General features: G+C 52.1%; 12 protein-coding genes. 5 read left to right on the top strand and 7 right to left on the bottom strand.

The genetic code is table 11. The annotated features are described in order from the left end of the window. Window positions 1-72: 72 nt before the first annotated feature. The 3 genes from ogt to uspE all read left to right on the top strand — a co-directional run bounded on the left by ogt (window position 73) and on the right by uspE (window position 2,634). On the top strand, window positions 73-612 hold the full coding sequence (gene ogt, locus FGI04_RS08030; protein ID WP_342700861.1) for a methylated-DNA--[protein]-cysteine S-methyltransferase: 540 nt from the start codon (window positions 73-75) through the stop codon (window positions 610-612). A 163-nt stretch (window positions 613-775) separates the two neighbouring features. Then, window positions 776-1,528 carry a fumarate/nitrate reduction transcriptional regulator Fnr gene (gene fnr, locus FGI04_RS08025; RefSeq protein WP_210195445.1) on the top strand — a complete coding sequence of 251 codons (753 nt, stop codon included), beginning with the start codon at window positions 776-778 and terminating at the stop codon, window positions 1,526-1,528. Window positions 1,529-1,662: 134 nt separating this feature from the next. Next, window positions 1,663-2,634, top strand: coding sequence for a universal stress protein UspE (uspE, locus tag FGI04_RS08020; RefSeq protein WP_342700862.1), 972 nt, complete (start codon window positions 1,663-1,665; stop codon window positions 2,632-2,634). Window positions 2,635-2,744: 110 nt separating this feature from the next. Here uspE and pntB read toward each other — a convergent pair whose 3' ends face one another. Together pntB and pntA are read right to left on the bottom strand one after the other, a co-directional pair. Beyond that, complete coding sequence (gene pntB, locus FGI04_RS08015; RefSeq protein ID WP_342700863.1) at window positions 2,745-4,133, bottom strand: Re/Si-specific NAD(P)(+) transhydrogenase subunit beta; 1,389 nt, start codon at window positions 4,131-4,133, stop codon at window positions 2,745-2,747. A 10-nt stretch (window positions 4,134-4,143) separates the two neighbouring features. Continuing rightward, on the bottom strand, window positions 4,144-5,673 hold the full coding sequence (gene pntA, locus FGI04_RS08010; RefSeq protein WP_342700864.1) for a Re/Si-specific NAD(P)(+) transhydrogenase subunit alpha: 1,530 nt from the start codon (window positions 5,671-5,673) through the stop codon (window positions 4,144-4,146). Between the two features lie 511 nt (window positions 5,674-6,184). On the opposite strand from pntA, the gene ydgH reads away from it, so the two are divergent. Then, the gene (ydgH, locus tag FGI04_RS08005) at window positions 6,185-7,135 is read left to right on the top strand and encodes a DUF1471 family protein YdgH (protein WP_342700865.1); all 951 of its coding nucleotides are present in this window, start codon (window positions 6,185-6,187) and stop codon (window positions 7,133-7,135) included. Window positions 7,136-7,197: 62 nt separating this feature from the next. Here ydgH and kdsA read toward each other — a convergent pair whose 3' ends face one another. The 5 genes from kdsA to hemA all read right to left on the bottom strand — a co-directional run bounded on the left by kdsA (window position 7,198) and on the right by hemA (window position 12,378). Further along, window positions 7,198-8,052: a 3-deoxy-8-phosphooctulonate synthase gene (gene kdsA / locus FGI04_RS08000; protein WP_019846393.1), complete on the bottom strand. Its 855-nt coding sequence runs from the start codon at window positions 8,050-8,052 to the stop codon at window positions 7,198-7,200. A gap of 56 nt (window positions 8,053-8,108) precedes the next feature. Next, window positions 8,109-8,918, bottom strand: coding sequence for an invasion regulator SirB1 (gene sirB1 / locus FGI04_RS07995; protein ID WP_012884697.1), 810 nt, complete (start codon window positions 8,916-8,918; stop codon window positions 8,109-8,111). A gap of 223 nt (window positions 8,919-9,141) precedes the next feature. After that, on the bottom strand, window positions 9,142-9,993 hold the full coding sequence (prmC, locus tag FGI04_RS07990) for a peptide chain release factor N(5)-glutamine methyltransferase (protein WP_407336554.1): 852 nt from the start codon (window positions 9,991-9,993) through the stop codon (window positions 9,142-9,144). Next, the gene (gene prfA / locus FGI04_RS07985) at window positions 9,990-11,075 is read right to left on the bottom strand and encodes a peptide chain release factor 1 (protein WP_038904316.1); all 1,086 of its coding nucleotides are present in this window, start codon (window positions 11,073-11,075) and stop codon (window positions 9,990-9,992) included. The genes prmC and prfA overlap by 4 nt, the downstream gene beginning before the upstream one ends. A 46-nt stretch (window positions 11,076-11,121) precedes the next feature. Further along, the gene (gene hemA, locus FGI04_RS07980; RefSeq protein ID WP_342700867.1) at window positions 11,122-12,378 is read right to left on the bottom strand and encodes a glutamyl-tRNA reductase; all 1,257 of its coding nucleotides are present in this window, start codon (window positions 12,376-12,378) and stop codon (window positions 11,122-11,124) included. A gap of 210 nt (window positions 12,379-12,588) precedes the next feature. Between hemA and lolB the strand changes: the two genes are divergently transcribed. After that, window positions 12,589-13,209 (top strand): lipoprotein insertase outer membrane protein LolB, encoded by a 621-nt coding sequence (gene lolB, locus FGI04_RS07975; protein WP_342700868.1) that lies wholly within the window; start codon window positions 12,589-12,591, stop codon window positions 13,207-13,209.

Raw genomic sequence — 13,209 nt, 5'->3', positions numbered from 1 at the left:
CGACAATGCGCCCACGCTTAAATCTGGTTACCACGTCACTGTTATTGGCTGACGTTACATAACACGATATCCATGCAGACATTTTTATTTGATTCGCTCCCCACGCCCATTGGGGAATTATTATTGATTGCTGATGAAAATTATCACCTTAGAGCGGTGGAATGGCGTGAGTATGAAGAGAATTTATATCAATTGCTGAATAAGCGTTACCGTCATGACCCGTTCGTGTTAAAAGCCTGTAATAACCCTGGTCAATTGACCGATGCGTTATGCGCCTATTTCGCAGGCGATCTGAACATTATTGAGACCTTGCCCGTCGCTGCCGCAGGCACCGACTTCCAGCATCAGGTCTGGCAGGCGCTTCGAACCATACCTTGTGGTAGTACAACCACTTACGGCGAACTGGCCGCCCGACTCGGGCAACCAGGTGCCGCCCGTGCCGTTGGGCTGGCCAATGGTTCCAATCCCATCAGTATTGTCGTTCCCTGCCATCGTGTTATTGGTGCGCGAGGTGCGCTCACTGGTTACGCCGGCGGCATTCATCGTAAACAATGGTTATTAACCCACGAAGGGTATTTACCACAGCAGGATTTATTCAACCGCAATCACTGAGTGAGTGAAAATCCGGGAGTGGTGAAGCGAAGAATCCAAATATCGTGCCAAAAATATTAATAAGCTCACTATTTACTTGTCAGTTCCAGAGATAGCAGATCTTATCAGACCCAATAAAAGCTGTTAAAATTGACCAATATCAATTATCGCCTGAGTAAAGTCTATGATTCCTGAAAAGCGAATAATCCGACGCATTCAGTCTGGCGGCTGTGCAATCCATTGTCAGGATTGCAGCATCAGCCAGCTGTGTATTCCTTTCACACTGAACGAGCATGAACTCGACCAGCTCGACAACATTATCGAAAGGAAAAAACCCATCCAGAAAGGGCAAGCGTTGTTCAAGGCCGGTGATGAACTGAAATCACTGTATGCTATCCGCTCAGGTACCATCAAAAGCTACACCATCACCGAACAAGGCGATGAGCAAATCACCGGTTTTCATCTGGCAGGCGATCTGGTTGGGTTTGATGCTATCGGTAGCGCCCAACACCCCAGTTTCGCTCAGGCACTGGAAACGTCCATGGTGTGCGAAATCCCATTTGAAACGCTGGACGACTTGTCCGGTAAAATGCCCAACCTGCGTCAGCAAATGATGCGGTTGATGAGCGGCGAAATCCGTGGCGATCAGGACATGATCCTGCTGTTGTCGAAGAAGAACGCCGAAGAGCGCCTGGCCGCCTTTATCTACAACCTTTCCCGCCGTTTTGCCCAGCGCGGCTTTTCACCTCGTGAATTCCGCCTGACCATGACTCGCGGTGATATCGGCAACTATCTGGGTCTGACGGTAGAAACCATCAGTCGCCTGCTCGGCCGCTTCCAAAAAAGCGGTATGCTGGCCGTAAAAGGTAAGTACATCACTATCGAGAATAATGAACTGCTAGCCGAACTGGCAGGCTCATCACGCACAAAAGCTTAATACCTTCTGTACAGCGCCGGATCAATGATTGCTCTGAATTGTTGATCCGGTCGCGCTCATCTTATTGTTCAAAGCGATTTCCTTGCGTTACTCTTAACGGGCAGGCTGCAGAGTGACAGCCAACAGGAGGAGCTATGGCGAAGTATCAGAATTTACTGGTAGCTATTGACCCCAATCAGGATGACCAGCCCGCACTGAGACGGGCCGTTTATCTGGTCCAGCGGCTTGGTGGTCGTATTAAGGCGTTTTTGCCTATCTACGACTTTTCCTACGAAATGACTACCCTGCTCTCTCCGGATGAAAGAACCGAGATGAGACAAGGGGTTATCGCCCAAAGAACCGAATGGATTGCGGAACAGTGTAAATACTACCTTGATGCGGGGATCCCCATTGATATCAAGGTCGTCTGGCATAACAAACCTTATGAAGCCATTATTCAGGAGGTGATTGCCGGTAAACACGATTTATTGCTCAAAATGGCTCACCAGCACGACAGGCTGGAAGCGGTGATTTTCACCCCGACCGACTGGCAGTTACTGCGTAAATGTCCTTGCCCGGTCTGGATGGTGAAAGACCAGCCCTGGCCGGAAGAAGGTCGCGCACTGGTGGCGGTCAATCTGGCGAGTGAAGACCCCTATCACGACCCGCTTAATATAAAACTGGTATCCGAAGCGCTGGATTTAGCTCGTCAGGTCAACCAAACCGAAGTCCACCTGGTTGGTGCTTATCCGGTCACCCCCATCAATATTGCCATTGAACTGCCGGATTTCGACCCCGGCGTCTATAACGGGGCTATCCGCGGCCAACACCTGCTGGCGATGAAATCTCTGCGACAGAAGTTTAATTTGGATGAACGCGTCACCCACGTGGAAAAAGGTTTGCCGGAAGAGGTCATTCCCGACCTGGCTGAACATCTGCAAGCTGGGGTGGTGGTGTTGGGATCGCTTGGGCGCACCGGCCTGTCCGCTGCGTTTATCGGCAACACGGTAGAACACGTGATCGATCACCTAAAATGCGATTTGCTGGCAATTAAACCGGACGACTTTGTTTCTCCGGTCACATTGCAGGGTGAAAATGACGCGGGTAGTCAGGAAAAGACCAACTGACCGCTGCGGCTATCACGCTCAGTCACCACTCTCAATAACAACAGGGGCCATCGGCCCCTGTTGTTTTATAGATTGTTGTTTTACTGATGTTTCATCGAATTGATGCTGACTTACAACGCTTTCAGAATCGCTTCCACGCTTTCTTTGGCATCGCCGAACAGCATTTGGGTGTTCTCTTTAAAGAACAGCGGGTTCTGCACACCAGCATAGCCGGTATTCATCGAACGCTTAAACACGATAACATTCTGCGCTTTCCAGACTTCCAGTACCGGCATACCCGCAATAGGACTGTGTGGATCTTCCTGAGCGGCAGGGTTAACGGTGTCGTTAGCGCCAATCACCAACACGGTATCGGTATCGGTGAAATCATCATTGATCTCATCCATTTCCAGCACGATATCGTAAGGCACTTTCGCTTCCGCCAGCAGAACGTTCATGTGCCCTGGCAGACGACCAGCAACCGGGTGAATACCAAAGCGCACCGTAATGCCGCGGGCACGCAGTTTAGCGGTAATGTCATGCACCGGGTATTGTGCCTGCGCCACCGCCATACCATACCCCGGCGTAATAATCACCGAGGTAGAGTTTTTCAGCAGTTCCGCAACTTCTTCTGCGGTGGTTTCACGATGTTCACCTACGGCTTCATCACTACCCGCCGAAGAACCGTCCGTACCGAAACCGCCAGCAATAACGCTAATGAACGAGCGGTTCATCGCCTTACACATGATGTAAGACAGAATCGCACCAGAAGAACCCACCAGCGCACCGGTTACGATGAGCAGGTCGTTGCTCAGCATAAACCCTGCCGCCGCTGCCGCCCATCCTGAATAGGAGTTCAGCATGGAAACCACGACCGGCATATCCGCGCCACCGATAGAGGCCACCAGATGCCAGCCGAACGCCAGCGCAATCAACGTCATCAGCAGCAACGCGAATGCCTGCATTCCAGCACTGCCGGTTTTGACAAACACCAGCAACAACAGGAATGACAGTACCAACGCCAACAGATTCAGCTTATGGCGATTAGGCAACATCAATGGTTTCGATGAAATCAAACCACGCAGTTTACCAAACGCGACGATCGAACCAGTAAAGGTCACCGCACCGATGAAAATACCCAAAAATACTTCGGTCAGATGGATATTTTCCATGATAGGTTCAGCAATATCGGCTTCGCCAATAAAGCTGTTGAAACCGACCAGTACCGCCGCCAGGCCGACAAAGCTGTGCAGAATCGCGACCAGCTCCGGCATTTCGGTCATTTCAACCTTGCGAGCCAAGCGCACACCGATAGTACCGCCGATCACCATCGCGACGAGAATCCAGCCTACGTTCCCGGCATGCGGCCCCAGGATGGTCGCCAACAGCGCAATCGCCATCCCGCTAATACCGAAAATGTTCCCCTGACGCGACGTCTCGTGTTTGGATAAACCAGCCAGGCTGAAAATAAACAGAATTGCAGCAACGATGTATGCTGCTGTCACTAATCCTCCAGACATCCGTTACCCCTTAATTCTTACGGAACATTTTCAGCATGCGCTGAGTGACGGTAAACCCGCCGAAAATATTGATGCTGGCGATCAGCACGGCGATGAAGGAGAGAAAGGATACCCATCCCCCATGCCCAATCTGCAACAACGCCCCCACCACAATAATGCCGGAAATCGCATTGGTGACCGACATCAATGGTGTATGCAGCGCGTGACTGACGTTCCAGACCACGTAGTATCCCACCACGCAAGACAGTGCAAATACCGTGAAGTGAGACAGGAACTCTTTCGGCGCCACGTTTGCCAGCCAGCCAAACAATACTATCGCCAACGCGATGAAGATAAATTTCTTCCAGGGCGACGCAGGTTTAGCTTCTTGCGGTGCCACCGCTGCCGCCGGCTTAGCCTGTTGCGCTTGTGCTGAAACCTGAATCGGCGGGGCTGGCCAGGTAATTTCACCGGATTTAACCACGGTCACACCGCGAATCACGTTATCCTCGAAATCAATCTCGATTTCGCCGTTCTTCTCTTTACACAGCAGTTTCAGCAGATTCACCAGGTTAGTGCCGTACAACTGTGACGACTGGGTCGGCAGGCGACTGGGCAAATCGGTATAACCGATGATCTTCACGCCGTTTTCTGTCACCGTTACCTGATCAGCGACGGTCAGCTCACAGTTACCACCGGTCTGGGCAGCCAGGTCGACAATCACGCTGCCGGGCTTCATGCTCTGCACCATTTCACGGGTAATCAGTCGCGGTGCCGGTTTTCCCGGGATCAACGCAGTGGTGACGATAATATCCACCTCTTGAGCCTGTGCCGCGAACAGCGCCATTTCGGCCTTGATAAAGGCTTCAGACATCACTTTGGCGTAACCATCGCCACTGCCGGCTTCTTCTTCGAATTCCAGTTCCAGGAATTCGGCGCCCATACTTTTCACCTGCTCTTTAACTTCCGGGCGTGTATCGAATGCACGAACGATAGCGCCCAGGCTTCCGGCAGCCCCGATCGCGGCGAGCCCCGCCACGCCAGCACCGATGATCATCACCTTCGCCGGTGGTACTTTACCTGCCGCCGTTATCTGACCGGTAAAGAAACGGCCAAACTCATGCGCCGCTTCAACAATGGCACGATACCCGGCAATGTTTGCCATTGAACTCAGCGCATCCATGGACTGGGCACGAGAAATACGCGGCACAGCATCCATCGCCAGAACGGTCACCTGACGCGCCGCCAGTTTTTCCAGCAATGCCGGATTCTGAGCAGGCCAGATGAAACTAATGATCGTACTGCCAGCGCGCGTGAATTCTATTTCTTCATCCAGCGGCGCATTCACTTTGAGCAGAATATCGCTCTGCCAGATCTCCGCTGTATCCAGAATTATCGCGCCAGCTTGCTCGTAAGCACTGTCCTCGAAACTGGCCGGTTTGCCCGCCCCACGCTCAATAGCGACCTCAAAGCCCAGTTTCAGCAGTTGCTCCACCGTTTTTGGCGTGGCTGCGACACGGGCTTCATTGGCCAACCTCTCTTTTGGTACACCAATACGCATTGTGAATCCCTTTTCGTTGTCACGAAGGTTTTATATAGGCTATGTCAATCACTTGAAAAATGACTTGTCGCTGTTACCAGCACCCGCGGCGGCAGCGATAAGTCCCTTTATAACCTACTTAAAATGGAATTAATGATCCACCGCTAAAACCATTACGTTCTAAAAGCAGAGTTATGACAGGCAGCAATGCCCATTTACGGTCAAAAATCACAGCTAAAACAAGTTTTTCTACCATTATTGCTATAACAATATTCAAAGACGCCTCACAAAAAAGCACTGTTAACGCTTTGTTAACCGCACTAATTGCGATAAATATCGTTTATAAAATGAATTCGATTATTAATGGTGATTATTTCCATTTTTCTCTTTCCCTGTTGTTCACCGCATGATTTTGTAAGATTTGGCTTAAAATGCAGAGGCATAACATCAGGTTCCATGCCATAATCAGCGGCTACCACATAAAGATGGCTTGGAACGTATTCACCGTATGCGTCAGGCGAAAGGATTTTTTATGAAGCTGAGAACTAGCGTTGTTGCATCCACACTCTTATCAATAGTAGCGTTTTCGACGCAGGCTGCGCAGGAACTTACGCCAGAAAAAGCACAATCACTACAGCCCTTTAAGCGTATTACCTTTTTTGGTCGTTACGATGCTATTTATGAAGCAACTGCCGATGCCTCTCAAAAGGCCGATGAGAGCGGCGCGGCAGCGTTTTACATTCAGGGTACTTCCGAAGTTAACGGTGGCCGTTGGCAGGTAACCGTTGATTTATATAAAAAAGATGCACCGGCTGCCATCAAAGATACCTCTTACCGTGAATTCAGTGGCGTTAAAGAGTTGCCAAAAGATGAAGCGGTGCGCCAGGAACCTTATGATACCGTTACCGTAACTGGTTATTTCGGCAATCAGCCAGAAGTAAACGAGGCTATCGGTAAAGCCGCCCAGCAAAAAAAAGCATATTCTTTCTATATTGTTCGCCAAGTCGATATCAACTCCAGCGGTGCCACTCAGTCAGTTACCGCTTTTATCTATAAGAAAGATGCGCCAAAACGTCAGGTACAAAGCCCTGATGCTATTCCGGCAGACTCTGAAGCGGGTAAAGCAGCCATTGCTGCTGGTGGTGCCGCCGCGGCTAAAGTGGAAATTCCCGGTGTGGCAACCTCTTCAAGCCTGAGCGATAAGGTGGGTAACTTCTTCCAGACCCAGTCTTCAAACGTAGGTTCACGTTACACGGTAACGATGCCGGATGGCACCAAGATTCAGGAACTCAACAACGCCACTGCCGCTCAGATGGCACCGTTTGACTCCATTAGCTTCCGCGATAGCTTTAGCAGCCCGACAGACATTTCTGAAGCCGTAGCCAAACGTGCTTACAAGAAAGGTGCTAAGTTCTATCACATCACCAAACAGTGGCAGGAAAACGGCGACCACTACACTATCGGTGCCGACCTGTACAAATAATCACCGTGCGTGATGCATAAAAAAACCGCCAGATGGCGGTTTTTTTGTGTCTGAAAGGTCGATTAATTACTGGTATCCAATTCCGGGAAATTTTTAACCAGCTCATCAATCGCTTTCATCTGTTGCAAGAACGGCTCCAGCTTATCCAGCGGCAATGCCGAAGGACCGTCACATCTGGCACTGTTCGGTTCTGGGTGGGCTTCAATAAACAACCCGGCGATGCCGACAGCCATACCGGCTCGTGCCAGTTCAGCGACCTGAGCACGGCGTCCACCTGAAGCCGCACCAAACGGATCACGGCATTGCAGTGCATGCGTGACATCAAAAATTACCGGTGCGCCATGCGAAACCTGTTTCATGACATTGAAGCCCAGCATATCCACAACCAGGTTGTCATAACCGAAGTTGGTGCCACGATCGCACAGGATCACCTGCTCATTGCCGCCTTCGCGGAATTTATCCACGATATTCCCCACCTGACCGGGGCTAATGAACTGTGGTTTTTTGATATTGATAACCGCGCCCGTTTTGGCCATCGCCTCGACCAGATCGGTCTGGCGGGCCAGGAAGGCCGGTAACTGAATAACGTCGACGACCTCAGAGACCGGTTGAGCCTGCTGAGGTTCGTGCACATCGGTAATGATTTTCACGCCGAAGGTGTCCTTCAGCTCCTGGAAAATCTTCATCCCTTCTTCCAGACCCGGGCCACGGTAAGAGTGGATAGAGGAGCGGTTCGCTTTATCAAAGGAAGCCTTGAAAACATAGGGGATGCCCAGTTTCTGCGTCACCGTGACATAGTGCTCACAAATACGCATCGCCAGTTCACGGGATTCAAGCACATTCATGCCGCCAAACAGCACAAACGGCAGATGGTTGCCGACCGGGATAGACCCGATGTTAACCACTTTATTGTTCATAAACTTACCTTATTGTCGGATAAATCAGATATTCGGATTTCCGGTTATGCCCCGAACTAATGCAGCACAATCTGCTTATGTTCAATGGAGTGAATCTGTTTTTTGATCATGTCGCTGACCGGGTCTTCCGGGCACTGCTCTACAAAGTAACTCAGATCTGACAACGCGATATGATCGCAGTCTAACTGTGCATAAATCAAACCACGGTCACGAATTTCATACGGGTCTTCAGGGTCAAACTGCAACACAGCCTCACTGGCACGCAGCGCCAGCTCCATCTGCTTTTCTTCCATTAGTGCGACTTTGAGCGTATCTAACAGCTTGCGGACAATCATCACGTTTTCCGCTTCATCCAGATCGCTATCCAACAGTCTGGCAGAGAGGCCGATATTGCCTTTCAGCCAGACCTCAAGCACATGCTCGCTCAGCGTGTCGCCATTTAGCGGATTAATCAGCCACATTTCATCATCGAGCCAATCCGCACGTAAAATAAGTTGGGTGGGGAAAATCACAGGCATCAGAGGCAGATCTAACTGATGAGCGATATGCAGGAAGATAATCCCGAGCGACACCGGCATCCCTTGTCGGGTGGCCAGCACTTTGTCCAGCCATAGCACGTCAGACAAATGGTACACACCGCTGGCACCGCCAAAACCCCAGGTATGGAAAAAGAGGTCAATCAACTGCTCCAGTTGTTGATCCTGATCCAAATCGGCGGAGATGGTCGCTCGCGCTTCATCAACAAGCTGTTGCAGATTTTGCTTCACTTCCTGCGCGGAAAAATCGCGGCGTATCGACTGGGAAACCAGGATCACGCCTTCGCTTAAGGATGACTGGTTAAATTCAAAATCAGCAATAGAACTCATAGTTATTCCATCAAAGCAAAGATAACGTCAGCTGCACGCCTGAAAAACGAACTTCATAACCGCTGCCCACACGCCCCGCGAGTCCGGTCGCGCCAGCGAATCCGATAATAATGCCAAATCGCGTGTTCGTCAGCAGCTCTGTCTGGAACCTCAAGCGATAATGACCGCTAATCATTACCAATGTGATCCTGTTCAAGTTGTGCCACCAGAGGCCCCAACGGGTTTAGCGCTGGTCAGGCGAACCGACGGACCATTGTCCCAACGTCACCCGCTCATTATCACCATAATCACGGTGCGTTTTCACCTGAGCGAACCCCTGTTGCGACAACAGTTTCCGAACCGACTCGCCCTGCTGCCAGCCATGCTCCAGCAGTAACCAGCCACCATCCAGCAGGAAATCACCTGCCTGTCGGATAATGTGCTGCAAATCAGCCAAACCCTGTGCGCCTGCCACCAATGCACTGGCTGGCTCAAAACGCACATCGCCACATGACAGATGCGGGTCATGTTCATCAATATACGGTGGGTTGCTGACGATGACGGCAAATCGCTCTTCGCCCAACGGCGAAAACCAATCGCCCGGCAAAAATCGGGCATTATGGATCCCCAGTTGGCTGGCATTCTGGCTTGCCAACGCGACCGCATCCGCTTGGCGATCAATACCCACAACCTGACAGTCAGGCCGTTCATGAGCAATCGCTAATGCTATCGCCCCGGTACCGGTCCCTAAGTCCAGCACCGATGACGCACCGTCCGGCAGATGCGCCAGTGCCTGCTCGACCAGACATTCGGTATCCGGCCGCGGGATCAACGTCGCCGGCGATACTGCCAACGGTAACGACCAGAATTCCCTATACCCGATCAAATAAGCAATCGGCTCGCCGGTTACACGCCGTGCCAGCAGGGACTCCAGCGCCAGCGCTTCGTCGCCAGTCAGTTCAGTTTCGCCAAACGCCAATAGAAACGTACGGCGTTTACCGGTCACATGCTCCAGCAGGATTTCAGCATCGCGCTTGGGGCTATCACTTGCCTGAAGCCGGACTGTCGCCTGTTTCAACCAGCTCTGATAATTCATTGATCCTGCTCAGCCAGCGCTGCCAGTTGGTCAGCCTGATATTCCTGAACGATAGGCTGAATCAACATATCCAGCTTGCCTTCCATCGCTTCATCCAACCGATAGAGCGTCAGGTTAATACGATGATCCGTCACTCGCCCTTGGGGGAAATTGTACGTTCGGATACGGTCAGAGCGGTCACCACTCCCTAACAAGTTACGTCGGGTAGAAGCCTCTTCCTGTTGACGCTTATGCATTTCCGCAGCGCGAATACGAGCAGCCAACACTGACAACGCCTTGGCTTTATTCTTGTGCTGCGAACGCTCGTCCTGACACTCCACCACAATGCCGGTCGGCAGGTGGGTAATACGGATAGCGGAATCCGTGGTGTTGACGTGCTGCCCGCCCGCACCGGAGGAGCGGAAGGTATCGATTCTCAAATCAGAAGGATTGATGTCAGGTAACTCGGCTTCCGGCACTTCCGGCATCACGGCCACCGTGCAGGCAGAGGTATGAATACGGCCCTGAGACTCGGTGGCTGGCACACGCTGAACACGGTGACCACCGGATTCGAATTTCAATTGCCCATAAGCGCCATCACCGATGACCTTGGCAATCATTTCTTTGTAGCCACCGTGCTCGCCGTCGCTTGCGCTCATGATCTCGACCTTCCAGCGGCGGGACTCGGCATAACGGCTGTACATGCGAAACAGGTCACCGGCGAATAACGCGGCCTCATCACCACCGGTACCGGCGCGGATTTCCAAAAAGCAGCCACGTTCATCATCAGGGTCTTTTGGCAACAGCAGCACTTGCAGCTGTTGTTCCAGATCTTCACTGGCTACTTTAGCCGCCTGCAGTTCGTCCTGGGCCAAATCACGCATTTCAGGATCGTCCAGCATCAATTCAGCCGTTTCGATATCATCCTGCGTCTGCTGCCAGCGCTCAAAGCAACGGGTAATGTCGGTAAGTTGCGCGTACTCGCGGGACAACGCCCGGAAACGGTCCATATCGGCAATCACACTGGGTTCCCCCAGCAGCGCCTGTACTTCTTCATGGCGCTCTTGTAACGCTTCCAGTTTGGCAACAATAGAAGACTTCATGCGGGCAGTTCAATCCTGTGTTGAATCATATGGGGGGAGAAGAATGCTAGTTCAGGCCGAGGCTGTCACGCAAAATCTGCAAACGCTCAACATCGCCATCGCGGGCGGCCTGCTGTAACGAACGGGTGGGCGCATGGATCAGGCGGTTGGTCAGGCGGTGCGTCAGTTCCTGCACGATGGCCTCAACATCACCACCATTCTGTATTGCCGCCAGCGCTTTGGTTGTCATCTCTTCACGCAGGCTATCCGCCTGAGAGCGATAATCCCGGATAGTCTCTACCGCTGACTGCGCGCGCAGCCACGCCATAAACTCTGAACACTCCTGCTGTACGATGGATTCAGCCTGAATTGCCGCCGCTTTGCGCTGCGCCAGATTGTGCTGAATGATCGCTTGCAGGTCATCCACGCTGTACAGGTAAATATTCGGCAATCGTCCGACTTCCGGCTCGATGTCACGCGGTACCGCGATATCCACCATCAGCATCGGTTGGTTGCGACGCGTTTTCATCGTGCGCTCCATCATCCCTTTACCGATGATGGGTAATGTACTGGCGGTAGAGCTGATGACGATATCCGCCTGCGGTAAATACGCGTCCAGCTCCGCCAGCGTAATGACTTCTGCACCCACCTCTTCGGCCAGCGCCTGAGCGCGCTCACGCGTACGATTGGCAATCACCATTCGCTTCACACGATGTTCACGCAGATGGCGGGATACCAGCTCGATGGTTTCGCCTGCGCCGACCAACAGCACATTGACATCCGCCAGCGATTCAAAAATCTGCCGCGCCAGCGTACAGGCGGCAAACGCGACCGATACCGCACTGGCACCAATATCCGTTTCGGTACGAACCCGTTTGGCGACGGTGAATGATTTCTGGAACATGCGCTCCAGATCGCCTGACAGCGAACGCTCACGCTGGGAATCCGCAAACGCTTTTTTGACCTGCCCCAAAATCTGGGGTTCACCCAATACCAGAGAATCCAGCCCGCTGGCGACACGCATCAGATGGCTGACGGCAGCGTTGCCTTCATGCCAGTAAAGATTTTTGCGGATGTCATCAGGGTTCAGCTGGTGATAATCACACAGCCAGGCGATCAACTGTTCGTGCCGGTTTTCCTGCTCTTCCACACTGAGATACAGCTCAGTGCGGTTACAGGTAGACAACAACACACCGCCTTGAACCAACGGTTGTTGTAACAGACTGTGCAGCGCCTGCCCCTGTCTGTCTGGCGAGAACGCGACGCGCTCGCGAAGAGAGACGGGTGCTGTTTTATGATTGATACCAAGCGCAAGCAGGGTCATGGTCTAGAGAGTAATCCCGGTGTTAGTATGGGTTTCATCTAAGGGGCATTCTACTTGAAGCCTGCGGGCAAGAAAAGTAACCCCGATTGACTAGACTCACGTCATCAGCGTCTTACCAGGTAACATCACAAGGATTGACGCTGCCAGCCAACCCCGTTAGCGTGACGCCTTGTTGTGAACCTATGATGCTTGTAACAGGACCTCTTCGACATGCCCAATAAACCCACCCAAGCCTTACGGTTACTGCCTTTGGCGAGTGTGTTACTGACTGCCTGTACCCTGACTCAGCCCTCCTTGCCAGGCAAAAAAACCACCTCTCCCGAGTGGCGCGAACACGAGCAGAAAGTACAAAATTTGACCCACTATCAAACGCGCGGCTCGTTTGCCTATATTTCTGATAGGAAAAAACTGTATGCCCGTTTTTTCTGGCAACAGCCCTCCCCACAGCGCTACCGCCTGTTACTCACCAACCCGCTTGGCGGCACAGAACTGGAGCTTCAGGCAAGCCCGGACCTGGTGCAGATAACCGACAACCAGGGCAAGCGTTATATGGGTAAAGACGCGCAGTACATGGTTCAACAGTTAACCGGCATGGCGATTCCGCTCGACAACTTACGCCAGTGGATGCTTGGCCTGCCGGGCGACGCACAGGATTTCACACTGGATGAACATGCGCTGCTGCGTAGCGTCAACTATCAGCAAGGCGATCAGCACTGGAATGTCTCCTACCTGTCTTATACCGATGGTCCGTTGCCATTGCCGCAGAATCTGGAACTGACTCAGGGCGAGCAGCGCATCAAACTGAAAATGGACAACTGGACAACGCAATAA

Source organism: Dickeya ananatis (assembly GCF_019464615.1).
In the GTDB taxonomy this organism is placed as follows: domain Bacteria; phylum Pseudomonadota; class Gammaproteobacteria; order Enterobacterales; family Enterobacteriaceae; genus Dickeya; species Dickeya oryzae.
This window is presented reverse-complemented; position numbering and strand designations above follow the sequence as displayed.

Excerpts from the sequence above, each read along its gene's own strand:
- ogt (WP_342700861.1), top strand. The coding sequence starts at position 73 with ATGCAGACATTTTTATTTGATTCGCTCCCCACGCCCATTGGGGAATTA.
- fnr (WP_210195445.1), top strand. The coding sequence starts at position 776 with ATGATTCCTGAAAAGCGAATAATCCGACGCATTCAGTCTGGCGGCTGT.
- uspE (WP_342700862.1), top strand. The coding sequence starts at position 1,663 with ATGGCGAAGTATCAGAATTTACTGGTAGCTATTGACCCCAATCAGGAT.
- pntB (WP_342700863.1), bottom strand. The coding sequence starts at position 4,133 with ATGTCTGGAGGATTAGTGACAGCAGCATACATCGTTGCTGCAATTCTG.
- pntA (WP_342700864.1), bottom strand. The coding sequence starts at position 5,673 with ATGCGTATTGGTGTACCAAAAGAGAGGTTGGCCAATGAAGCCCGTGTC.
- ydgH (WP_342700865.1), top strand. The coding sequence starts at position 6,185 with ATGAAGCTGAGAACTAGCGTTGTTGCATCCACACTCTTATCAATAGTA.
- kdsA (WP_019846393.1), bottom strand. The coding sequence starts at position 8,052 with ATGAACAATAAAGTGGTTAACATCGGGTCTATCCCGGTCGGCAACCAT.
- sirB1 (WP_012884697.1), bottom strand. The coding sequence starts at position 8,918 with ATGAGTTCTATTGCTGATTTTGAATTTAACCAGTCATCCTTAAGCGAA.
- prmC (WP_407336554.1), bottom strand. The coding sequence starts at position 9,993 with ATGAATTATCAGAGCTGGTTGAAACAGGCGACAGTCCGGCTTCAGGCA.
- prfA (WP_038904316.1), bottom strand. The coding sequence starts at position 11,075 with ATGAAGTCTTCTATTGTTGCCAAACTGGAAGCGTTACAAGAGCGCCAT.
- hemA (WP_342700867.1), bottom strand. The coding sequence starts at position 12,378 with ATGACCCTGCTTGCGCTTGGTATCAATCATAAAACAGCACCCGTCTCT.
- lolB (WP_342700868.1), top strand. The coding sequence starts at position 12,589 with ATGCCCAATAAACCCACCCAAGCCTTACGGTTACTGCCTTTGGCGAGT.